The sequence below is a fragment of the Paraburkholderia sp. SSBN10T genome, assembly GCF_056619545.1.
The window spans coordinates 77,672-101,002 of the sequence record NZ_JBWQQI010000027.1 but is presented as its reverse complement, the minus strand read 5'-3'; the positions used below and the strand labels follow the sequence as shown (position 1 = coordinate 101,002).

Below are 23,331 nucleotides of genomic sequence, written 5' to 3'. Positions count from 1 at the left end.
TATGGTGATCAGGCCAGTGTGCGGCCGACCTCCCTTTCGATGTCATCTATTGGCGTGGGCTGCGATTCTGGCGTCGGGGTGCTGGGCGTTGCCAGCCAGTGCCGCCGTAGACGCTTGCGAGGTCGACGGTTCCGAAGCGAACGCGGTTGGCAATTGTGTGCCGCACGAGCTGCTGCAAACGGTCGCCACCTCCGATGCGATGCCTGCCGAGGCTCCTGCGATCCGGTTGCCCGACGCGGCGCCCGTCGAGCCTCCTCAGGAAGTCGAGTTTAATCCGGCGTTCTTCACGGGCAGCGTCGCCGATCTGTCGCGCTACACGCACGGCAATCCGGTAGCTCCTGGTTTGTACCCACTCGATCTGTCCGTGAACGGCAAAGGGCGTGGGCGCTTCGAAGTTCTGTTTCAGGCGGTGCCGGGCTCGGATGTTGCCGCGCCGTGCTTCACGCTGTCCAGCCTCGACCGGATAGGAGTCGATTCCGATCGCGTAATTAAACGGCTCAACGAAGCGCAAACGGACGGCACGAACATTTCAGCGTCTTCGTCGTTGTGTGTTCCGTTGTCGCAGTCCGTGCCGGGATCGGTCGTGTCGTTCAATACATCCGATCTGAAGCTCGATCTGACGATTCCGCAGATCGAGATGCGCAAGGAAGTCGCCGGGTACGTCGATCCTTCGCGATGGGACAACGGCATCAATGCCGGTTTCCTGCAGTACAGTTTCTCCGGCTACACGAGCCACCAGAATAATACCGGCACGGATCTGGGCAGCGTCTTTCTCGGCCTGCAAACCGGGATCAACATCGACGGCTGGCGTCTTCGCCAGTGGTCCACGACGAACTGGCAAAACCGCTCGGACTCGGCCCATTGGCAAAGCGTCGCACTGTTCGCGCAGCATGACGTTACGGCGCTCAAGAGCCAGTTGACGCTTGGCGACAGTTCAACGAGCGGCGATGTTTTCGATTCCTTCAACGTGCGTGGCGTACAGCTTGCCAGCGACGATCGCATGTTGCCGGACTCGATGCGCTCGTATGCGCCGGTCGTGCGCGGCGTGGCCGACACGAATGCGCGCGTCACGGTGCGCCAGAACAACGTCATTGTGGCCGAGACCAGTGTGCCGCGAGGTCCGTTTGAGCTCAATGACCTGCCGGCGACCGGCTATGGCGGCGACCTCCAGGTGACCGTGACGGAATCGGATGGACATCAGCGAACCTTTCTCGTACCGTTTGCTTCGGTACCGCAGTTGCTGCGACCAGGCGTGTCGCGCTTTAATGTGACTACCGGCATCTATCGCGACACGCTGCTCGACGTCCATCCGTGGGTGGCGCAGGCTATCTATCAACGCGGTCTCACGAATCTGCTGACCGGGTATGCGGGCGGCCAGTTTTCTGAGGGTTATTGGGCCGGTCTCATTGGCGCCGCGCTCAATACCGAGCTAGGCGCTCTTGCGCTCGACGTGACTGCGGCCAGGGTGAACCTGCAGGGCATGTCCGGTGGAAATCCCGGCTACAGCACGCGGATCAGCTATAGCAAGATGCTTCCCGGGCCGAATACGAATTTTTCGGTCGCTGCGTACCGCTATTCGACTTCGCGCTTCTACAGCCTGCGCGATGCAATCCAAGCGCGCAACGGCACGGGGGGCAACGCGAACCTGTATGACTACCGTACGCGTAGCCGCCTGCAGTTGAATATCAATCAGCCGATCGGCTCGTCGAGTTCGATCTATGTCGCGGGCAGTTCACAGAACTATTGGGGCTCGGGGAAAGGCTACGACCTCCAGTATCAGGTTGGCTTCAACAGCTCGCACAAGCGGGTTGGCTATTCGCTGTATGCGCAACGCACGCGTCGGCAGAACTCGCAGATCAGTACGCAGGTTGGCGTGAACCTCACTATTCCGCTCGGCCGCGCCGACTCCAACAAGCGTCATGCGTTCGACTACCTGACCACTAATTTGTCGCGCAGTTCGGGCGGCGACAGCACGATCCAGACGACGGCTTCGGGCAACACGAGTGGCCCCACGCCGGTCAGCTACGGCGTCAACGGGTCGCGGATCATGTCGGGCGACAGCCGGACTGTGTCCACGGGTGCCTATGCGATGTACCGCGCACCGTTCGGCACGTACAACGGCAATGCGTCGATCAGCAACCAGACGCGTCAGGCGGCAATCAACGCCGACGGTGCACTGGTCGTACACAGTGGCGGTTTGACAATGAGCCCGCCGCTTGGTCAGGCGTTCGCGCTGGTCGAGGCGAAGGACGCGGAGGGCGGCTGGGTCATCAATGGCCAAGGTGCGCGAATCGACGGCAACGGCTATGCGGTGGTGTCGTCGCTGATGCCTTACCGCGTCAATACGGTGGCGCTCGACCCAAGCGACGTTCCCGTCGACGTCGAACTGGGCAACACGAGCGAGGAAGTGGTGCCGCGCGCCAATTCGCTCGTGAAGGTCAAGATCTCGACCGTACAGGGCAAGCCGATATTCGCCGAGGTCGAGGACGTCAGGGGTCATGCATTGCCGATGGGCACGGAACTGTTCGACGAATCCGGGAAATCGGCGGGTATTGTCGGCCAGGGTGGCCTCGCCTACCTGCGCGGCCTCGAAGGCCACGGCAAGTTGCGCGCCCGCTGGAGCACGGACCAGACTGATGAGTGCGTGATGTCCTACGCCATTCCGGACGACGGCGGCACCGGCAAAGAGCATTTGTCAAACGTGGCACACATCAAGCTGAGCTGCGACCCGTCGCTGATCTGGGCTCCATCCGCGAAAAGTGCTGCGAATCATGCTTCGGGCTCGAAGATTGCACCGTTCATGGGGGCCGGTAGATGAGGAATATTGTGAACTGCTTCCGGATTGCCGGCCTGATGTTTGGTATGGCAGCCTGCGCGATGCTTGCGCCGCTTGGCGCCATTGCGCAGACGTCCCCTTCAGTCACGCTCAATTTCACCGGCACCTATACCGCGACGACTTGCGCGGTCAGCTCGAACGACTTGACGGTGACGCTGCCAACTCTCTCGACCCGTTCCCTTTCCTCGGCTGGGGTAACCGCGGGCGCCACGGTATTCAACATCTCCATGCAATGCCCGAGCGGAGTGACGGGCGCGCGCGTGTATTTCGAAAGCGGCGGGGCGACTGACCCGACCACCGGCAATCTGAATCCGCAGGCCGTGAGCGGTTCGGCGTCGGCGACCAATGTGCAGGTCATGCTCGCCAACGTGGACGGTACGCCGATCAAGGTCGGCGATCGGAGCACGATGCAAGTCATTCCGATCACGTCGACAGCCCCGACGTCGGCTAACTTCATAGCGAGCTACTACGCAACCGGGCAGGCCACTGCCGGTGTGGTGAACACTTTCGTGACTTACGTCGTCGAAGTGCCCTGATAACGCATGGCAGCACTCAGGTTCGATGATCTCCGATTCACCCGTCACACTCTTACGCGCCACGGCGCTGCATGTCGCATTGCTGTCCAGCGGCGCCTCGATACCCGCGGTCCATCTCTGGCGAGCGCGCTGCATCACACTTGTCGAGGAACTGCGACAGGCCATGCAGGACGCGGAATCTCCGAAGACGGATCTCGACGAAGTGAGCCTTGCGCAATGCGTGTTGCTCGACGAGTTGACGTTGCGCTTGCTGCCTTCGGAGAGCCGTGGCGAGTGGCTGCGTGAACCGTTGCAGGTGCGCTTTCATGGCGTGCAAGACGGCGCTAAACGGGTCTGGGAACGCATCGACTCGTCGCTGCGCAACGGGCGTCAAGACCGCGCCGCGTTGGAGCTGTACGGGATCGTGCTGGACTTGGGCTTTGACGGTGGCCGCGATGACACGGACGCGTACCGCCTGCGCATGAGGTCGATGCTGGACCACGGCGCGCAGGCCGTCGCGTTATCCATATACGGGCAACGGCGCAAAGGACTCGAGAACGAAGCGATTCAGTTGGAGGCCGCGCGCGAACTGCCTGTCGTCCTCGTGGCAGGGCCTTATGCCGCAGCGGCGTTCGCGAGCGATCGAAGGTCTCGTCAGAAGGGTGCCGTTCTACGGCGCAACGGCGATGCGACGTGGCTGCTCGTCGAGACGCCGGAGGAACTGGCCGCCGCGATGACGACGGTGCAGGAGTCGCACCAGCGCTTGCCGGACGCCGTGCTGATACCTGTCATTCCTGACGGCAATTTAGACGAGGCCGCGATGCGCCGCGAGTTTTTGCAATGGCGGCACGCGCTCGACGAGAGCTCGCGCTTCCGCGCGTGTGTGCTGCCTTGCTACGTCGCAATCTGCGCTCGCCTCCGCGTGCACAGCGGTAAAGACACGAGGCCGCTTTGGTTCGGTAACCTGATCGACCTGTCAAACACGCAACCCCAAATCGACAACGTGCGGAAAAACGTGCTCGCGATCCGGTGTCAACTGGATCAGGCCTGGTTCGCAATCGGGCAACGAGGGGGCGTCGCGAGCGCGGCGCTCGGGCATGCGGTGTTCGACTGGCTCGAGGACGCGGCGCTGCTGTCGATACTCGCATCGCTCGCGAACACGGCGCCTTTTTCGCTGCGTGGCCTGCTGTTGGCCGACGTCAGCTCCACGCCGGCACGCACTGGCGCATGGGCGCGATGGCTGACAGGCAAGACGGGCCTGGAGCCACCGTCTATGGGGCTGAAGACGCAACCACAAGCGCAGCCTCAGCCGTTGCCTCTGCCCGATGTCATTCCGAGGCAGGCGGTCCGCGTCAGCACGAGAGAACGGCGCAGGCCAGTTTCTATTGTCCCCCACGCGCTTGCCGCCGTCGCTGCCGTACTGGCCATGTCGATCGGCGCATCGACGTGGAGGAACAGCCGGATGGTTGCGCACGTCGCCAGCGATCTCGACGGTTACCTGACCACTCCGGCAGCTCAAATGGATGCCAGGCGCGCACGCCTCGAAACGTTGCGCAGCCAGTATGACCAACTGGAACGCTACGCGAAAACCGGTGTGCCGACTGCGCTTGGCTGGGGGCTGCATCGAGGCGATGGGCCGCAGATCGAGCCGAAGCAGGCCATATCGACATGGAGTATGCGGTCGCCGGTTGTGACCATCGACGATCTGTCGCTGTTCGACAGCGGAAAGACCACCCTCAAGCCGGGCGCGGAGGCAAAACTGCGCACCGTTCTCGATCTGATTCGCGCGAATCCGGACAAGCGGATTCTGATCGCGGGCCATACGGACAACGTCGGTTCGAGCGCGGCGAATCTCGGACTTTCTGAAGCGCGTGCGCGAGCGATCCGTGACTGGTTCGTCGATAACGCTTCGTTGTCCGTGACGCGCTTCGCGATTCAGGGTTATGGCGACACGCGTCCGGTTGCCGGCAACGAGAGTCCGCAGGGGCGCGCGATGAATCGCCGCGTCGAAATCATCCTCGTTCCGGATTCCGAAGTGCATTGATAGCAAGCCTTCTGTGGGCCGCTATCACGATGCAATTGCTGTGAGCGGCATGGACTCGTCAGGCATGTCGGTTTACAAGGTGGCAATTTGGGCGATGGCCCATATCCGCGGGAAGCTTCGATGCTTAAGATCAATAGCATTGCAGGTCTGAATTTCGGGAGCGTGTCGCACTATCACGCCTCCATTTTATTGAGCGAATAACGTCAGCGTACCTATGGCCATCTCCAATAGTTCTCAAAAATTTATTGCGCGTAACCGTGCTCCGCGCGTCCAGATCGAATACGACGTGGAAATCTATGGTTCAGAAAAGAAGGTCGAACTGCCGTTCGTGATGGGCGTTCTCGCCGATCTGTCGGGCAAGCCACTCGAGCCGCTGCCCGTCGTCGGCGATCGCAAGTTCTTCAACATCGACATCGACAACTTCGATGAGCGGATGAAGGCTCTGAAGCCGCGCGTCGCGTTCTCGGTGCCCAACACCCTGACGAACGAAGGCCAGTTGATGGTCGATATCACGTTCGAAAGCATGGACGATTTTTCTCCCGCCGCTGTTGCGAAGAAAGTCGACGCACTGGCGCAACTGCTCGAAGCGCGCACACAGCTCGCCAACCTCCAGACGTACATGGATGGCAAGGCAGGCGCGGAGAGTCTCGTCAGCAAGGTGTTGAAGGATCCGGCATTGCTCGAGGCGCTCGCCAAGGCGCCCAAGCAGCAGCCGACTTCCGTCGGCGAATTGACAGCCAACGAATGATTTTCGCCTTTCAAGCGAAAACACAGTCCGAAAAATTGAGGAAATGATGGGCGAACGTCACTCGAAATCGCGCACCGCAGAAACGGCGGACGTAACCAGGCAATCCGATTTCAGCACGCTTTTGTCGCGTGAATTCAAACCGAAGACCGAGCGTGCTCGTGAGGCCGTTGAAAACGCGGTCCAGACGCTGGCGCAGCAGGCGCTGCTCACCTCGGTCACCGTCTCCGACGACGCGTACAAGAACATCGAATCGATCATCGGTGAAATTGATCGGAAGCTATCCGAACAGATCAACCTGATCCTGCATCACGAGGATTTCCAGAAACTGGAAAGCGCATGGCGCGGCCTGCATCACCTCGTCACGAACACCGAAACAGACGAGAAGCTGAAGATCCGCTTCATGGATGTGTCGAAAGACGACCTGCGTCGCACGATGAAGCGCTACAAGGGCGTGGCGTGGGACCAAAGCCCGTTCTTCAAGCAGATTTACGAAGAGGAATATGGACAGCTCGGCGGTGAGCCCTACGGTTGCCTCGTGGCCGACTATTACTTCGACCACACGCCGCCGGATGTCGACTTGCTCGCCTCGATTGCGAAGGTTGCAGCAGCTTCGCACGCACCGTTCATCGCCGGCGCCGCGCCTTCGGTGCTGCAGATGGATTCGTGGCAGGAGCTCGCCAACCCGCGCGATCTGACGAAGATTTTCGCGCAGAACCTCGAATATGCACCGTGGAATTCGCTGCGCAATTCGGAAGACTCGCGCTACATCGGTCTCGCGATGCCGCGTTTCCTGTCGCGTCTGCCGTACGGCGTCAAGACGAACCCGGTCGACGAATTCGACTTCGAAGAAGCGACCGACGGCGCCGATCACCGCAAGTATGTGTGGTCGAACGCGGCCTACGCGATGGCGGTGAATATCAACCGTTCGTTCAAGCAATACGGCTGGTGCACGCTGATCCGCGGCGTGGAAAGCGGCGGAGTGGTCGAGAATCTGCCGTGCCACACGTTCCCGACCGACGACGGTGGCATCGACATGAAGTGCCCGACGGAAATTGCGATCTCCGACCGCCGCGAAGCGGAACTGTCGAAGAACGGCTTCATTCCGCTGATCCATCGCAAGAACACCGACTACGCGGCGTTCATCGGCGCGCAGTCGCTGCAAAAACCGGTCGAGTACTACGACCCGGACGCAACCGCGAACGCGAACCTGTCCGCGCGCCTGCCGTATCTTTTCGCCTGCTCGCGCTTCGCTCACTACCTGAAGTGCATCGTGCGCGACAAGATCGGTTCGTTCAAGGAGCGCGACGAAATGCAGCAGTGGCTCAACGAATGGGTCATGAACTACGTCGACGCCGATCCGGGCAATTCGTCACAGGAAACCAAGGCGCGTCGGCCGCTGGCAGCCGCCGAAGTGATCGTCGAGGACGTCGAGGGCAACCCCGGCTACTACCAGGCGAAGTTTTTCCTGCGTCCGCACTTCCAGCTCGAAGGTCTGACGGTTTCGCTGCGCCTCGTTGCAAAGCTGCCGCTCGTGAAGGAAGCGGCCTGAGCGAGTGGTGGAGTGAGCGCCGTCAATCCGGTGAATGAGCGACGGGCAGGCGCTCACTAAATATTCCTGATTTCCACCGAGCATTTTTAAACCCAACCATGCACTAAGGAGTAGTTTCATGGCACAAGACATCTTTCTCAAGATCGACGGGATCGATGGCGAGTCGGAAGACTCTGTTCACAAAAACGAAATCGACGTTTTGAGCTGGTCGTGGAACGTTACGCAACAGTCCAACATGCACGTCGGCTCGGGCGGCGGCGCAGGCCGTGCAACGGTTGATGACTTGACTTTCGAGCACTACATCGACCGTTCAACGCCGAATCTGACGCAGTACTGTCTGATTGGCAAGCATATCGACGAAGCGAAACTCGTCGTGCGCAAGGCCGGCGGCAACCCGCTCGAGTACATCAAGCTGACGATGAACGATGTTCTGGTCACGTCGGTGAGCCCGTCGGGTGTGAGCGACAGCGAATCGCGTCCGCGCGAAGTGGTACGCCTGTCGTTTGCACGGCTGAAGCAGGAGTATGTGGTGCAGAACATTCAAGGCGGCAGCGGCGGCGCAATCACGGCAACGTTCGACATCAAGAAGAACAGCGCGTAAGTTTCGGGTCTTCCTGAATCGTGGCCTCGCCGGGTTTCCGGCGAGTTGCGTCACGTCTGCTGACCAGGATGCCGAGCACGTTGCTGGCATCCTGGTCAATTCATTTAGGGCAACGCGCACGATCGTCTTGATTCCTCTCCGATGGTTTCGAATTTTTTCTCCCGCGTCGCGATATGGCTGCCCGTCATGGGCTGGCTGGCCTTGGGCAGCGCGGGCATGTCGCTCACGGCATGCAGCACCACGCCTGCTCCCACCGTCAAGGAGCAGACCAATCTTCAGTTGCAGATCGTGGCAAGCGAAAACGTCAATCCGAACGAGTGGGGAACGGCGGCGCCAATCTTGGTACGGGTCTACGAGCTGAAGGCCGCAACAGCATTCACGAATGCCGACTTCTTCACACTGCAAAACGACGACAAGAAAGCCATAGGTGACGACGCACTGGTCGTCGACGAATTCATTCTGCGCCCCGGCGACGAGCGGGAAATCACCCGCAAGTCCAACCCGGCCACCACGGCAATCGGTGTGCTGGCCGGCTACCGGGACCTCGGCAAATCCGTGTGGCGCGACATTTACCGGCTGCCGGCAGGCCCGGATGCCGCGTGGTACCGGGTTGCTATTCCAGACAGGAAACAGGCGCTGACTATCCGGCTTGATCAGCGTTCTGTTTCGATTTCAAAGTCAGACTAATTGCGATGAGTTGGTATAACAAGGTCGTTTGGAGCGAAGGACTTTTCCTGCGCCCGCAGCTATTTCAGCAACAGGAACGCTATTTCGAGTACCTCTCGCATAAGCGGAGTGCCGTGCTGAACCCGTTCTTCTGGGGCTTCAGCCAATATGAAGTCGATCAGGAATCTTTATCGTTCGGAAAGCTCGTATTGAAGAGCGGATCGGGTGTGTTCCCGGACGGTACGCCGTTTGATGTCCCGGGCCATACACCGCCACCGCCGCCGCTGACGATTGCACCGGAACATCAGGACCAGGTGATTTATCTGGCGGTTCCGCTGCGTTTGCCGAACACGGAAGAAACCGCCTTCGCCGAGCAGAGCGGATCGCTTTCGCGCTATCTCGCCTACGACATGGAATTGCGCGACAGCAACGCGATCGGTCAGGGGCCGAAGCCCGTCCAGTTGGCGAATCTGCGTCTGCGGCTGCTGCCCGAGAAAGAGCTCACTCAGTCGTGGATCGGCATTGCATTGACGCGCGTGAAGGCGCTGCATGCCGACGGCGCCGTGTCGCTGCATAGCTCCGACCATATTCCGCCCGTCACCGGTTACGGCGCCAATCCGCTGCTGCGCGAATGGACGATGCAATTGCATGGCCTCGCCAAACTACGCGCCGACGCGCTGGCTGCCCGTTTGACCGGCTCCGATGGCCGCGCGGGCGCTGCGGCGGAAGTGGCCGACTATCTGTTGCTGCAAGTGCTCAACCGGTACGAACCGCTGCTCGATCACATCTGCCAGATCGAGGAGACTGCGTGCGTCGATCTGTATCGCGAACTCGCGATGCTCGCCGGCGAGCTGTCCACGTTCGTGCGTCCGCAAACCCGGCGCCCGCTTGCGGCGCCGGGTTACGACCATGCGCAGCTTTACCGGAGCATCAAACCGCTCGTCGATGAAATTCACTATCTGCTGAACCAGGTGCTGATTCGCGGTGCACAGCCGATTCCTCTTACCGAGCAGGCGCACGGCATCCGCACGGCCAATATGCTGCCGAGCGAACTGGCCGGCTACTCGAGCCTCGTGCTCGCAGTCGGTGCGCAGATGTCGCCGGAAGTGCTCCAGCAGCAGTTCCTCGCGCAGACGAAGATTAGCCATCCGCAGCGTTTGCCGGAGCTGATCCGTTCGCATCTGCCGGGACTGACGATGACGCCGTTGCCGGTGCCGCCGCGGCAGATTCCGTTCAATTCGGGTTTCATCTATCTCGAGCTGTCGCGCACGGGTTCATTCTGGGAGCAGATCGCGCGGCAAGGCGGTCTCGCCATGCATATCGCCGGGCATTTCCCGGAACTCAAGCTTGAGCTGTGGGGCGTGCGTCAAAAATGAATACCGATGCACAGGGCGACAGCTCGTTCGATTTTCTGTCAAATCCGGGTAATGCCGGTTCGGGCAACGACATGCCGTCCGCATTTCCTGCGGGGCGTTCGTCGACAGGAGGCGGTTTCGCCCCGGATCAGGCCGTGGATCCGACTGCGTTCGATCCGCCTGAAGATCTGCAGACGCGTCTCGAGCGCGTGCAGGCCGCCCGCAATCCACTGCGCGAAGCCGCGCAGCCGTTGCTGCGCATGCTGGGTGACATGCCGGCCTCGCTCGAGTCCCCGGCTGCGGTAGCCAGTTTGCGCTCGCTGCTCGTGCGCGAAGTCACCGCGTTCCAGAAAGTTTGCGACAAGGCGAATCTGCCGTGGAAGCACGTGGCAGCGGTCCGCTACGCTCTGTGCACCGCGCTCGACGAAGCCGCCAACCGCACACGCTGGGGCGGCGGTGGCGTATGGGCCGCGCGCAGCCTGCTGATTACGTTCGAAGGTGAAGTGGATGGGGGCGAGAAGTTTTTCCTGCTGATCGGCCGCATGGCGGCGGACCCGCAGGAATACGTCGACGTTCTCGAAGTGATGTACCGCATTCTGGGTCTCGGATTCGAAGGACGTTACAGCGTGGTCGTGGATGGCCGACGTCATCTCGAACAGATCAGGCAGCGGCTCCTGACGCTGATCAGCGGCGCGCGCGACACGATGCGCCTCGAACTGTCGCCGCACTGGCGCGGGGAAGCGCCGGGCAAGATGCGGCTTCTGAAAAGCGTGCCGGTCTGGGCGACGGCGGCTGTCGCGGCGCTGATCGTCTTCGCGCTGTTCGCCTGGTACAAGTATCAGTTGCTGTACATGAGCAACCCGCTCGAGGTGAAGATACGCGCGATCGGACAGCCGCCGAAAGTCCGGGCGCCCGTCGTCCCTCAGCGGTTGCGCCTGTCGATCCTGCTGAAGGACGAGATTGCGCGCGGCGAGGTGACGGTTGCCGAGGACGAGCGCAGCAGCAAGGTCGTCTTCAAGGGCGACCACATGTTCGTGCCGGGCCAAAGCCGCATTCGGCCGGAACTGGATCGGGTGTTGACGAAGGTCGCGCAGGAGGTGGCTCGCGTGGGTGGCAACGTCACCGTGACGGGGCACTCCGACAGCCAGCCGATTCGCACGGCGGAGTTTCCGAATAACCAGGTGCTGTCGGAAAAGCGCGCGGCGTTCGTCGCCGACGTTCTGAAGTCGCGCAACGTTCCCGCAGAGCGCATTACGTCGATCGGCAAGGGCGACACGCAACCCCTCGCAGACAACGCTACGGCGGAAGGCCGTTCCCGCAATCGACGCGTGGAAATCCTCGTCACGCAGTAACGGCAAAGGGCAATGTCTTACTTAAACCGCTTCTTCAAGTTTGCTTTTTCGCGCCAGACGCTGATGTTCGTGGCGATCCTCGTGGTTGCCGCAGCCGTCTGGTTTATTGGTCCGCTCGTCGCGTTCGGCGACTACCGCCCGCTCGAGACCGTGCTTTCGCGCACGCTGTCGATCATCGTATTGCTGGCGATGCTGCTGTTCTGGCTGCTCGGCTGGTCGCTCGGCCTCATCGGCGTCGCGGTGCTCGGCCTCGTGCTCTGGTATTTCGGACCGCTGCTCGCGTTCGACGACGCGCATCCGCTCGGGCCGACGTGGTCGCGCGTGCTGCTGATTTCGCTGCTGCTCGCGTGTTTTACGATCTATGGGTTGTATCGCCTGTGGAAGGCGATGCGCAGCAACGACGCGCTGCTGCAGCGCATCCTGAATCCGTTTTCGAGCAAGCCGGGTGCGGATCCGCTCGCGCGCGACGAAATCCGCGTGGTCAATTCCGTGGTCACGAAGGCCATCGAAAAGCTCAAGCGTTTGCGTGGCGGCCCAACCGGTCTGCGTCGCCTGCTGGAAAGCCAGCGCTATCTGTATGAGCTGCCGTGGTACATGGTGATCGGCTCGCCGGGCGCCGGCAAGACCACGCTGCTCCTGAATTCCGGCCTCGATTTTCCCGACGCGGACCAGATGGTCGACATGTCGGTCAAGACCCGCGTCGAAACGGTGAACTGCGACTGGTGGTTCACAAACGAAGCTGTCCTGATCGATACGGCCGGCCGGTACACGGTCCAGGACCCGGCTTCTCAGGACAGCGAGAACAAGGAAGACCTGAAACGTGCGAACGCCGCGGAGTGGCGCGGCTTTCTCGGCTTGCTGCGCAAGCGCCGCCCGCGTGCGCCGATCAACGGCGCGCTGCTGGTCGTCTCCGTCGAGGAGTTGTTGACGCGCGCACCGTCAGAACGCAAGTCACTTGCCGCGTCGATGCGTGCGCGGCTCGGCGAGCTGCGCCAGGACATGGGCATCCGTTTCCCGGTTTACGTGCTGGTCACCAAGCTCGATCTGCTGCCGGGTTTTGCCGAGTATTTCCAGTCGCTGACGGCGGAGAGCCGCGCGCAGATTCTTGGCTTCACGCTGCCTTATCAGGAAGAGGATACGGAATATCGTCGCGACGCGTTGCGTCTGAATTGCGCGGCGGAAATGCGCGAGCTGGAGCAGGGTCTCGAGGATGGGATCAACGCGCGGCTGCAGGAGGAATACGAAATCGACCGGCGCAGGAAGCTGTATGCGCTGCCGTCCGAGTTCCGCAGCCTGTGCGCCGAGCTGATCGAGCTGATCTCGCTCGTGTTTCTCGATTCGAAATACGACGACACGCAGTTGAACAGCACGCTGCGCGGCATCTATTTCACGAGCGCGGCGCAGACTCACGAAGTGATGCCGGCCGACCGCACGACGCTACTGCAACGCTTGCGTCGCGGACTGTCGGGCGTCTTCGGCGACACGACGGCGGGTCCGGCTTCAGCCGGCAACGGGGCGCCCACCGACTATCGCGGCTACTTCCTGCGCAACCTGTTCCAGCGGGTCATTCTCGCCGAAGGGCATCTCGTGCGGCCGAACCTGCGTTGGGAAATCCGTTTCCGCGTATTGCGCCTCGTCGGGCATCTGCTGTCGATCGTCATCGCAGTGTGGCTGATCGGCGCGCTGATCGTGAGCTTCGACAACAACCGCGATTATCTGAGCGCAATCGACCGCAAGACCGATGCCCTGGCCTCGCGCGTGCAGTCGCAACGCAAAGCGTCGCGACCCGGCGGGATGGGGCCGGTGTTGTCCGCGTCGCGCGATCTGCCGCAGTACCACGACCTGGACCTGGACAGCCCGGGAGTCGCGTGGCGCTACGGACTGTACACGGCGCCTGTCGTCATGGACGCGTCCAGCGAAACGTACAACAACCTGCTGAACCAGATGCTTCTGCCGCAGGTTGCAAGCCGGCTCGCATCGGTGATCGACACGCAGATTGGCGTGCAGGACGCGGAAGGCGTCTACCGCGCGCTGACGGTCTACCTGATGCTGTACGACCGCACGCACTACGACGCGAAAGCGATCAAGGCGTGGGTGCTCAGCGACTGGGAGCGCGCCGGCAGCGTCGCGCCGCTGGGCGACCGCAGGGTGATGGCGCGGCACCTCGACGCGCTGTTCGTCGACGGCGTGCCCGCGGTTCCCGCCACGGCTATGAATGCGGACCTCGTCAAGCGCGCCCGTGATTTTCTCGGCAGCAATCCGGCCTCGGGGCGGCTCTACGGACGGGCGATGGCGGCGATGGAGCCGGAGGCGCCCGAAAACGTCACGCTGATCCGTGCCGCAGGACCGCAGGCCACTGCGGTTTTTTCGCTGGCGAGCAGCTCGACGCTCGAACGCGGCATACCGGGGCTGTATACGTACGACGGCTATCACGAGGTTTTTAATAAGCGCTTGCCCGAATTTCTCGAGCAGGCGCAAAAACAGGACGCGTGGGTCATGGGCCAGGCGGATGCGTCGTCGCGGTGGGCGCGTGCGTCGAACGGCAATGTGTTGCGCGCGAACAGAGATGGACTCGCCGACGCAATCCGCCGCCAGTATCTGACCGATTACGGCAATTACTGGCAGCAGTTTCTCGACGACGTGAGACCCGTTTCCGGCAAGGGCGGCGGGCTTGCGCCCGACCTGCAGACGCTGCGCACGTTGGCCGCCCCCGATTCGCCGCTCGCAAGACTGGCGCGCACGGCGGCCCACGAAACGTCGCTTTCGGTGACCGACAGCGCGGACGATTCGTCGTCGCTCGCCAACACGGCGATGAACGCGGTTACGCGCCGCTCGAGGGCTGCTCGCGCAGCAAGCGCCGTAGCCGGCGCGGCGGCGGCGATCGGCCAGCTCGCGCAGCAGAAGATGGAGCAGGAGCTGGTCGACAACCGGTTCGCCGCGCTACGCGAAGTCGTGACCGGACAGGCCGATACCGGCGTCGGTTCGGGAATGGTCCGGGCGTCGACAGGAAACGGCGGCGCACTTCAGCTCGACGGCATCATCGGTCTCATCAACAAGCAGTACACGAATCTCGTGATGGCCGGCAACGTGCTCGCGACCCACACCATGCCGCCCGCCGAAGACCTTGGGTCCACGATGCAGCTCGAAGCCGAAAAGTTGCCGTCGCCGTTCCGCGCGGTGCTGGCGGGCCTCGCTTCGCAGTCGATGCAGAAGGTGGATCGCGGCGTCGGCACGCTGTTGGCGCTGCAGGTCGAGTCGAGCGTCGGCTCACAGTGCCGCCGGGCGATCAAGGGCAAGTATCCGTTCGCATCCAGCGCGCAGGAAGTCGATATCGACGACTTCAACCGTGTGTTCGCGGCAGGCGGCCTGCTCGACGATTTCTTCCAGAAGACGCTTGCGAGCCGTGTGGACACGAGCATCCGCCCGTGGCGCTACAGGTCGGTCAGCCCCGGCATGCCGCCGATGCAAGGTCCGAGCCTCGAACCGTTCGAGCGTGCCGCCGCGATTCGCGAGGTATTTTTCCGCGATGCGGGCGCGGGCCGCATGTTGTGGAAGACGGGCGTCAAGGTGATTTCGCTCGATCCGGAGATCACCGAACTGCTGCTCGACATCGACGGGCAGAGCATGCGTTACGTGCACGGTCCGGTCACGGCCTTTCCGGTTGCGTGGCCGGGACCGCGTGGCGGATCGATGGCTAGCATCACCGCGAATCCACGCATTCGGCCCGACACGTCGACCATCGTGATCGAAGGGCCGTGGGCGCTTTTCCGGCTGATAGAGCGGGGTCGTGTGACGTCGACGTCCTCGTCGAGCCGTTATGCGGTGGACTTCAACTTCGACGACCGGCACGCGGTGCTCGAACTGACGTCGGGCGGTCAATCGGGGCCGCAATTGATTGGTTTGCTGAAGGGCTTTCGTTGCCCGGGTAGCGGGAGCGTGGGATGAGTGTCTTTGGATGAACAGAATTTCTAGAGGAATGCATGTCAAATAATCCATTGAATAATTTGGGTGTTCAGAGCCGTACGGTAAGGGTATCGAGTGCGGCGATGCCGCAACTGCTGGGGCAGCCCGCGCTCGAGTTCATGTCACTGAGCGGCGAAGAGTATCTGGGCAAGCTGTTCAGCTACGATCTCCTCCTGCGTACGCCTGACGATTACGCGGTGCCGCTCGCCGCCAGCGCCAACATCGACCTGAAGGCGTTGCTCGGCAAGGAGATGACCGTCACGATCGACCTCGAAGCGCCGCCCGGCATAACTGACGCTGCCGATTCGGCTGTGCGCGAGATTACCGGGCTCATCGTCAAGGCGGAATATCTGCGGCGGGAAGGGCGCTACAACGTCTATCAGGTCGAGCTGCAGCCGTGGCTCTGGCTCGCCACGCTGACGACCGACTACAAGATCTTCCAGAACAAGACCGTCATCGAGATCATCGACGAGGTCCTGGCGGACTATCCGTATCCGGTCGAAAAGCGTCTCGACGTGAGCCGCTACGGCACGATCGGCGAAGGCCTGCGCAACGAGCCGCGTGCTTTCCAGGTGCAGTACGGCGAGACCGATTTCAATTTCATCCAGCGCCTCATGGAAGAGTGGGGCATCTACTGGTTCTTCGAGCATTCCGACGGCAAGCATCGGCTGGTGCTGTGCGACCATATCGGCGCGCACCGAAAATCGGCGAATCCGGCTTACCAGACGCTGGCTTTCCAGCCGCAGGACGGCAAGACCGACGCCGAATACATCAGTGCGTTCTCGACGGCCGAAATGTTGTGCACCGGCCACTATGTGACGAGCGACTTCGACTTCACGCGTTCGCGGGCCGATTTGCGTGCGATCAATCAGCAGCCTCGCGACACGAGCTGGAACACGCTCGAGCAGTACGCCTGGCCCGGCGACTACACCAATGGCACGCACGGCGAACTGCTTGCCCGCACGCGCATGGAAACGCTGCGCGCGCCGGGCACGCGCGCGAGCGGCGAGGGCAACGTGCGCGGTCTCGCGTGCGGCCAGACGTTCGAGCTGGCCAACTATGACTACACGGCCGCAAATTGCGAGTACCTCGTCATCGGTACGAGTTTCGAACTGACCGGCAATCCGGACGAGACGGGCAGCGACTACGAGTACACGTGCAGCAACAGTTTCGACGTGCAGCCGACCACCGAAGTGTTCCGGTTGCCGCAGGTCACCCTGAAGCCGCTCGTCAACGGACCGCAGTCGGCTATCGTGGTGGGGCCGCCAGGCAAAGAGCTGTGGACGGATGAATTCGGCCGCGTGAAGATCCGCTTCGCCTGGGACCGCTACGGCCGCAACATCGAAACGGATTCCTGCTGGGTCCGTGTGAGCCAGGCGTGGGCCGGAGCGAACTTCGGCGGCATTTACATTCCGCGTATCGGGCAGGAAGTGATTGTCGACTTCTGGAATGGCGACCCGGACCGTCCGCTGATCACGGGCAGCCTGTACAACACGCTTACGCCGCCGCCGTGGGAGCTGCCCGGCAATGCGACGCAGAGCGGCTTCATGAGCCGCTCGATCGAGGGCGGCCTACCAAACTTCAACAGCATCCGCTTCGAGGACAAGACGGGCGCCGAGGAATTCTCGATTCAGGCGGAACGGGATATGAACCGTCTGACGAAGTTCATGGAGTCGCACGTCGTGGGCATCGACTACACGGTCGGTGTGGGTGCCGCGCACAGCGTCTCGGTGGGCGGCGCGTTCACGAGCAGCGTGGCGGGCGTCTCGAGCTATGCGGTCGGCGGAGCGGAGTCCACGGTGGTGGGCGGCGCGCGCTCCGTCGCGGTTGGCGGCGCATCCGCGCATACGGTGGGTGGCGCCTATGCGCTGACCGTCGGCGGCGCGCTGTCTATCGTGTGCGGCAAGTCGTCCCTGACGATGACGGCGGACGGCCAGATCAAGCTCATCGGCAAGCAAGTCCGCGTTCAGGGCGAAGACAGGGTCGTGGTGCAGGGTTCGCCGCTGGAACTCAATCCGGGCGACGACGATTGTTGCGATGACTGCGGTGATGGTGGTGGCGGCGGATCTGTGCTTCCCGTGCCGATTGTGCCCGTCGTCCTGGGCATTCCGCCTGTGATTCCGTGTCTGCCGATCATTTTGCCGCCGTGTCCAACGCCGAGCGCAACGGATGAACCGACGCCGCCACCGGTGCGATCGGAGACGGAGGAACCGGAGCCGACACCGACGCCATCGGAGACGGATGAGCCGGAGCCAACGCCGACTCCATCGGAGACGGAAGAGCCGGAGCCGACGCCAACGCCGTCGGAGACGGAGGAACCGGAGCCGACGCCAACGCCATCGGAGACGGAAGAACCGGAGCCGACACCGACGCCATCGGAGACGGAGGAACCGGAGCCGACGCCGACTCCGTCGGAGACGGAAGAGCCGGAGCCGACGCCTACGCCGGAACCGACGCCGGAGCCAACACCGGAGCCAACACCGGAGCCAACACCGGAGCCAACACCGGAGCCAACACCGGAGCCAACGCCGGAGCCAACGCCGGAACCAACGCCACCGCCCCCCTCGTCGATCATAGAGGTTTTTTAACGCGACGTTTCGCCCCGCTGCGCAGCCGCCGTGCGCTTCCTCACACGGCGCTGCGCGGGCTATCCCGCTCTTGCAAGGAGAATATTCGTAATGTTTCCAGCCGCTCGCCTAGGCGATGTAATCGGACATGGCGGTGCGATCGTCACCGGCTCTTCCTCGGTCACGATCAATGGAATACCCGCGGCGGCTGTCGGCCTAAGCGCGGCGGTCTGCGCGCTGCATCCGTCGGCGCAGGCTGTGGTGCTCGGCTCGGGCTCCGTGTTCATCAACGGTGCGCCGGCAACCTTCGTCGCAGGTGTGACCTCGTGCGGCGCACCGATTGCTTCCGGCTCGCCGGATGTGCTGATCGGTTCGTAACGATGAGGATGGCGAAGTGACGACTGGAGTCGGTGGGATAGGCGGGGAGCTGGCCAGGCTGCCCGGTGTCGTATTGTCGCTGGCGAGCGCCGTGCCGGCCGTCGACCGTTGCCGGCGCCTTGGCGACGTGGTCGAACGGTATCGCATGCGTCGCGCGCTGTCGGGCATTCTGTGCGGCTCGGTGGATGTGATTGCAGGCAGCAAGGTTTGCTTTCCCGAGGACGAAACCGACTTTGTGCTTCGTGGCCGTTTTCCTTTCGAATGGTCCCGCTACTATTCGAGCGGGTGCGGCACGATTGGACTGCTTGGCGTCGGCTGGCGCACACGCTGGGAAATCACGCTGCGCAAGGTCGGCGATCAGCTCGTGTATGTCGACCAATACGGCAGCACGCTCAGCGTGCCGTTTCCCGAACCCGGCTCACAGGTGATTGCGTCGTCCGGGCAGTTGCACTTCGCGCATCTGCCCGGGGGACGCATGGTCGTCGCCGATCTGACGCCGCACTACTGGGTCTTCGGCAACTTCGACGCGAACGGGATTGCGCGGCTGAAGTACGTCGAGGATCTGCATCAGCAGCGCATAGGGTGTATCTGGGACGCTGAAGGCCGGCTGCTGCGCATGCGCGGCACCTGTGGCCACGAGTTGAGGATGCACTACGAGGCGAAGATGGGCGCACGCCTGAGCACGATCGAGTGCGTGGACGGCGGCCCGACCGGTGCGCTGGTCCAGTACAGCTACAGCTGGAATGGCGAGCTCACCGAGGTGCGCAATCGCATTGGCGAAGTCGTACACCGCTTTGCCTGGCAGGATGGCCGGATCGTCGAGGAGGTCGACGTGCTCGGCATGGCGACACGCTATGCATGGCGAACGATCGACGGCGTCGCGCGCGTGTACGAGCGCGTCACGTCCGAAGGCGCGCGCGACCGGTTCGCGTACAACGTCGACAGCCGGATCAGTCAGGTCACCGACGTTTTTGGCCACGGCGCGAGCTGGCAGTACAACGAGGGCGGTCATGTGCTGTCTCACATGGACTTCGACGGACAGCGCTACCGGTTCGACTATCGCGACACCGATGCGCCGGCTGCCATATGGTTGCCGGGCGAGCGCGTGGTTCGCCTCGAATACGATTCGCTGGGACGGGTCGCCGAGGAAACAGACCCGCAAGGCAAGACCTGCAGCACGCAATACGCGTTTGCGTCGCGCGAGCCCATCGCCGTGAAGATCAGCGACGGCCGCACGTGGATGTGGACGCGCAACGATCGTTTGCAGCCCGTGCATTATCAGACGCCGTCCGGCGATAACACGCGCATCGAGTACGGACTGGACGGCCTCCCTTCGCGTTCGACCGATGCCCAGGGTACTGCCACGACGTTCGCGTACAACGCTCGCGGGCAACTGGTCCAGCGCACGTCGATCGACGGAGGCACGACGCGCTACGAATACGACGTCAACGGCTTCGTGATCGGTATGACCGATGCGCTTGGCGCGCTCACGCGGATCGAACGCGATGGCCTCGGCCGGCCGGTGAGCGTCACGCGTCCGGATGGCCAGGTGGAGCGCCATGTCTGGAACGCTGCCGGCCAACGGACCACGTTCGTCGGTCCGGGCGGCCAGAGCCGCCACTGGTATCGCGACCGGCGCGGCAACGTGGTGCGCTCGGTCGACGAGGAAGGTCACGCAAGCGTGCGGCAGTACGATGCGCATGGCCGTCCTGTGCGCATCGAGGCCGCGAATGGCGCGGTGCAGATGCTGGAGTGGGGCGCGAGCCACTGCCTGTCGATCACCGATGCGGATGCCGTGGTGCGCAGCTTCGACTATACGAATGCCGGCCAGATCCAGGGCGTGACGTCGAAAGCGGGCACGCAGGAACGCCGCGAGACGTTCGCCTACGATGCCGTGGGACGTCTGGTCCAGCGCGAGACGAGGCACAATCGCTATACGTATTGCTATGCCGCACACGGCGGGCTCGAGATGATCCATCGCACACCTACGAAAGAAGGCGAGCTGCTTGGCATCGGCGCCAATGAAATCCGTTTCGAATACGATGCCGGCGGCCGTCCGGTCGCGGAGTACGGCGCAAACGGCGAATTGCGCCACACGTACAACGCCGCCGGCCGCCTCGTCGCGACCATGTTGCCGCACGGGCAGGAGGTGCGTACGCGCCGCTACGAGACCGGGGACATCGCACTCGTCGAACTGAACGAGCGCGAGGTGGCACGCTTCTGGTACGACGCAATGAAGCGCCAGATTGCACGCACCCAAGGCGCTCTGCGAACGCATACGGGCTATTCGCCGCTTGGCTTGCCGGTGTGGTGGCGCTCGGTGACGGGCGATGGCCATGCCGCGCCGGTTACCCCGTCCGAAAACGACCTGCAACTGTGGCGCGAAGTGGACTACAGTCTCGCCGACGCGATGGTCAGGACGAGCGGGCGCGCCGAAGGCCAGACCTGGTACGACTACGACCGGCGCGGGTGCCTGCTGCGGCGCGTGTCGGAGCAGCTTGGCATCGAGTATTTCAGCTGGGATGCGGCAAGCAACCTGCTCGATACGCCCGGAGGAAACTGGTTCCCTGCCGTCTACGCCGATCACCGTATACGGGAGTGCCGTGGCTATCGTTACGAATACGACGCCTGGGGACAACTGGTGCGCAGAAGCGGCCGGGATCACACGCTATCGCTCGACTGGGATGCGGAAGGGCATGTGATCGCCGCGCACCGCAAGAGCTCCACCGTGCGCTATCAGTACGACGCACTCGGCCGGCGCATCGCGAAGCGCGTCGAGGCGGGTTCCGCACGGGGCTCGCAGGCGCCGGTGCAGGACAAGGTCACGCGCTATCTGTGGCAGGGAGCCAGGCTCGTCCAGGAGCAGCGTGCGGGCGCCTGGCGGACGTACCTGTATCAGCCGGAGCCGGCAGGATCGACCGGCTTCGCGCCGCTCGCCTGCGTGGACCATACGCTGACCGATGACGGCAAGATCAAGGACACGCAGGTCTATCACTATCACACCGACTTCGCCGGCACCGCGATCGCGCTGACCGACGAAGCCGGCAAGGTGGTATGGCGCGGGCGTTATCGCGCGTGGGGCAATCCGGTTACGCATGAGTGGGGAAGCAGCGGTATCGTCGCGCAACCGCTGCGCCATGCCGGACAGTATGCGGATGAAGAAACCGGGCTTTACCACAATGGCATGCGTCTCTACGATCCGGACGCTGGCCGCTACATCAGCCCCGATCGCACCGGCGAAGGCGGCGTCAGCCCGTATCTGTACGCGCCCAATCCGCTGACCTGGTGCAATCCGCTCGGCCGCGCGACGCCGGGCAAGTACCCGTACGTCGCGGGTGCGGAGCCGTCACGCAGTGACGTCGTGCCTGAGCCGGCTCAGCAGATCGCCGGCATCGTCCAGCAGTTCGATGACGTACCAGGCTGGAATCCGTTCGAGTTCTGACACGAAGCTCAGGTGGAAGTCGAGCCAGTCGTTTTTCCGGTGTTGGGGGAGGCGGCTGGCATCGACGGCTTCGCGGTGCATCGCGGTTCCGCTGCCGTCGTAAACGACAACGGCAGCCGACGTTGCCGACGACAGCGTGAACCGTGTGCCCGGCGTCGCAGCGTGCTCGTCGAACACGTTCTGATGCAGGCAGACGCGAACGTCGTTCGCGCGCAGCAGCGATGCTTTCCACGCCGCTTCATCGGGACGCGGCGCGTGAGGTACGGGCAACTGGTGATCCAGCGTGGCCTGCTGGACGCCGCGCAATGCGAAGCTGATGCCGGCATAAGCCTCGTACTCGGTCAGCGTGCGCTCGGTGCCCAGTCCATACTTGCCGAAGTCCTCCTGCGCAGACGTTGCGCCGTCGACGCCGAGCAGCGCGCAATTGCGCCGGTACGCGCGGGCGCTGCGTTCCCCCCAGTGTTCCTCGATTTCGCCTTTTTCCTTTGCCCGGTCGGTGTGGTCGTCCCACATCTTGACGCGGTGCTGGCGCGTGTACTCGTGCCAGGCAATCAGACAGTGTGGATGGTACAGATCGTAGCCATGCGTGAACGCGCGCACGGCGATCGAAATCTCTTCGCCGAGGAAAAAGTAGTCGGGATCGTGCTGGACCACTTCGGCAAAATGACCGTCCGCGAACGCGAAATGCCCGCTGTAGAAGCGCGAGCGAACCGGGCGGCTGTGCGTTTGCCAGTCGGGCAAGCTTCTGCCGCGAAACATGACGACGCCTTCCCTGCCGAAGCGGTTAAAGCCCAGGATCTGCGGACTGCCGGGCCGGACAGTGTCGTTCTTCGGATCGTATCCCGGAAGATACGCGGTCAGCACCGGCTTCGGGCTTTCGTCGCGCAGCGCTTCCAGCATGTCGATCGCGAGCGTGTCCCATGCGTCGACGAAGCGGTGGTGCGAGTCGAGCTGCAGCGTGTAGCGTTCGCCGCCGTAGCGTTGCTGCAGCAGGTTGCGGGCCCAGCACGCGCCCTGCGTCTTCATGTGCGGCACGTCGATCAGTTCGATCTTTGCGTCGCGGTAGCCGAGGAACTGGATCGTCCAGTCGTCCGTCTTTTCCATCCGCCATTTGCCGAAGCCTTGCCGCCAGAATTCGGCCAGCGTCTCATCGGGCGCGTGCTGCCAGCAGACCACGATGCGCAGCAGATCTGGCTTCTCTGCCCTGTTGATAAGGTCGAGCAGTGTGGGGATCAACTGTGGATCGCGGTAGCTCGCGATCTGCACGAAGATCGAGTTCGGCGATTCGGCAGGCAAAACGGTCATGCTGGTGGTT

Annotated in this window: 14 protein-coding genes; 13 read left to right on the top strand and 1 reads right to left on the bottom strand. The window is 62.7% G+C overall.

Annotation, left to right across the window (positions count from 1 at the left end; translation table 11 throughout):
* Position 1: 1 nt before the first annotated feature.
* From AC1ECK_RS31200 to AC1ECK_RS31140, 13 genes are all read left to right on the top strand, one after another.
* On the top strand, positions 2–2,818 hold the full coding sequence (locus AC1ECK_RS31200) for a fimbria/pilus outer membrane usher protein (RefSeq protein ID WP_480326200.1): 2,817 nt from the start codon (positions 2–4) through the stop codon (positions 2,816–2,818).
* A 35-nt stretch (positions 2,819–2,853) separates the two neighbouring features.
* Positions 2,854–3,372 carry a fimbrial protein gene (locus AC1ECK_RS31195; protein WP_480326198.1) on the top strand — a complete coding sequence of 173 codons (519 nt, stop codon included), beginning with the start codon at positions 2,854–2,856 and terminating at the stop codon, positions 3,370–3,372.
* Between the two features lie 25 nt (positions 3,373–3,397).
* Positions 3,398–5,395: a DotU family type IV/VI secretion system protein gene (locus AC1ECK_RS31190; RefSeq protein WP_480326196.1), complete on the top strand. Its 1,998-nt coding sequence runs from the start codon at positions 3,398–3,400 to the stop codon at positions 5,393–5,395.
* 214 nt (positions 5,396–5,609) lie between these two features.
* On the top strand, positions 5,610–6,143 hold the full coding sequence (gene tssB, locus AC1ECK_RS31185) for a type VI secretion system contractile sheath small subunit (RefSeq protein WP_480326194.1): 534 nt from the start codon (positions 5,610–5,612) through the stop codon (positions 6,141–6,143).
* A 46-nt stretch (positions 6,144–6,189) separates the two neighbouring features.
* Positions 6,190–7,692, top strand: coding sequence for a type VI secretion system contractile sheath large subunit (tssC, locus tag AC1ECK_RS31180; protein ID WP_480326224.1), 1,503 nt, complete (start codon positions 6,190–6,192; stop codon positions 7,690–7,692).
* Between the two features lie 118 nt (positions 7,693–7,810).
* The gene (locus AC1ECK_RS31175; protein WP_480326192.1) at positions 7,811–8,293 is read left to right on the top strand and encodes an Hcp family type VI secretion system effector; all 483 of its coding nucleotides are present in this window, start codon (positions 7,811–7,813) and stop codon (positions 8,291–8,293) included.
* A gap of 141 nt (positions 8,294–8,434) precedes the next feature.
* Positions 8,435–8,980, top strand: a complete 546-nt coding sequence (gene tssJ, locus AC1ECK_RS31170; RefSeq protein WP_480326190.1) for a type VI secretion system lipoprotein TssJ — start codon at positions 8,435–8,437, stop codon at positions 8,978–8,980.
* A gap of 5 nt (positions 8,981–8,985) precedes the next feature.
* Positions 8,986–10,335, top strand: a complete 1,350-nt coding sequence (gene tssK / locus AC1ECK_RS31165; RefSeq protein WP_480326188.1) for a type VI secretion system baseplate subunit TssK — start codon at positions 8,986–8,988, stop codon at positions 10,333–10,335.
* Positions 10,332–11,666, top strand: a complete 1,335-nt coding sequence (gene tssL, locus AC1ECK_RS31160) for a type VI secretion system protein TssL, long form (RefSeq protein WP_480326186.1) — start codon at positions 10,332–10,334, stop codon at positions 11,664–11,666. Before tssK ends, tssL begins: the two co-directional genes overlap by 4 nt.
* Positions 11,667–11,678: 12 nt before the next feature.
* Positions 11,679–15,611: a type VI secretion system membrane subunit TssM gene (gene tssM / locus AC1ECK_RS31155; RefSeq protein ID WP_480326184.1), complete on the top strand. Its 3,933-nt coding sequence runs from the start codon at positions 11,679–11,681 to the stop codon at positions 15,609–15,611.
* 35 nt (positions 15,612–15,646) lie between these two features.
* Positions 15,647–18,217 carry a type VI secretion system Vgr family protein gene (locus tag AC1ECK_RS31150; protein WP_480326182.1) on the top strand — a complete coding sequence of 857 codons (2,571 nt, stop codon included), beginning with the start codon at positions 15,647–15,649 and terminating at the stop codon, positions 18,215–18,217.
* 90 nt (positions 18,218–18,307) lie between these two features.
* Positions 18,308–18,574, top strand: a complete 267-nt coding sequence (locus AC1ECK_RS31145) for a PAAR domain-containing protein (protein WP_480326180.1) — start codon at positions 18,308–18,310, stop codon at positions 18,572–18,574.
* 16 nt (positions 18,575–18,590) lie between these two features.
* A complete protein-coding gene (locus AC1ECK_RS31140) occupies positions 18,591–22,016 on the top strand; it encodes an RHS repeat-associated core domain-containing protein (RefSeq protein WP_480326178.1) in 3,426 nt (1,141 codons plus the stop codon).
* Here AC1ECK_RS31140 and AC1ECK_RS31135 read toward each other — a convergent pair.
* Complete coding sequence (locus AC1ECK_RS31135; protein ID WP_480326176.1) at positions 21,921–23,321, bottom strand: GlcNAc-transferase family protein; 1,401 nt, start codon at positions 23,319–23,321, stop codon at positions 21,921–21,923. The two genes, AC1ECK_RS31140 and AC1ECK_RS31135, sit on opposite strands and share 96 nt — an antisense overlap.
* Positions 23,322–23,331 lie beyond the last annotated feature (10 nt).

Excerpts from the sequence above, each read along its gene's own strand:
- AC1ECK_RS31190 (WP_480326196.1), top strand. The coding sequence starts at position 3,398 with ATGATCTCCGATTCACCCGTCACACTCTTACGCGCCACGGCGCTGCAT.
- AC1ECK_RS31175 (WP_480326192.1), top strand. The coding sequence starts at position 7,811 with ATGGCACAAGACATCTTTCTCAAGATCGACGGGATCGATGGCGAGTCG.
- tssJ (WP_480326190.1), top strand. The coding sequence starts at position 8,435 with ATGGTTTCGAATTTTTTCTCCCGCGTCGCGATATGGCTGCCCGTCATG.
- AC1ECK_RS31145 (WP_480326180.1), top strand. The coding sequence starts at position 18,308 with ATGTTTCCAGCCGCTCGCCTAGGCGATGTAATCGGACATGGCGGTGCG.
- AC1ECK_RS31200 (WP_480326200.1), top strand. The coding sequence starts at position 2 with ATGGTGATCAGGCCAGTGTGCGGCCGACCTCCCTTTCGATGTCATCTA.
- tssM (WP_480326184.1), top strand. The coding sequence starts at position 11,679 with ATGTCTTACTTAAACCGCTTCTTCAAGTTTGCTTTTTCGCGCCAGACG.
- tssK (WP_480326188.1), top strand. The coding sequence starts at position 8,986 with ATGAGTTGGTATAACAAGGTCGTTTGGAGCGAAGGACTTTTCCTGCGC.
- AC1ECK_RS31150 (WP_480326182.1), top strand. The coding sequence starts at position 15,647 with ATGTCAAATAATCCATTGAATAATTTGGGTGTTCAGAGCCGTACGGTA.
- tssC (WP_480326224.1), top strand. The coding sequence starts at position 6,190 with ATGGGCGAACGTCACTCGAAATCGCGCACCGCAGAAACGGCGGACGTA.
- tssL (WP_480326186.1), top strand. The coding sequence starts at position 10,332 with ATGAATACCGATGCACAGGGCGACAGCTCGTTCGATTTTCTGTCAAAT.
- AC1ECK_RS31135 (WP_480326176.1), bottom strand. The coding sequence starts at position 23,321 with ATGACCGTTTTGCCTGCCGAATCGCCGAACTCGATCTTCGTGCAGATC.
- tssB (WP_480326194.1), top strand. The coding sequence starts at position 5,610 with ATGGCCATCTCCAATAGTTCTCAAAAATTTATTGCGCGTAACCGTGCT.
- AC1ECK_RS31195 (WP_480326198.1), top strand. The coding sequence starts at position 2,854 with ATGTTTGGTATGGCAGCCTGCGCGATGCTTGCGCCGCTTGGCGCCATT.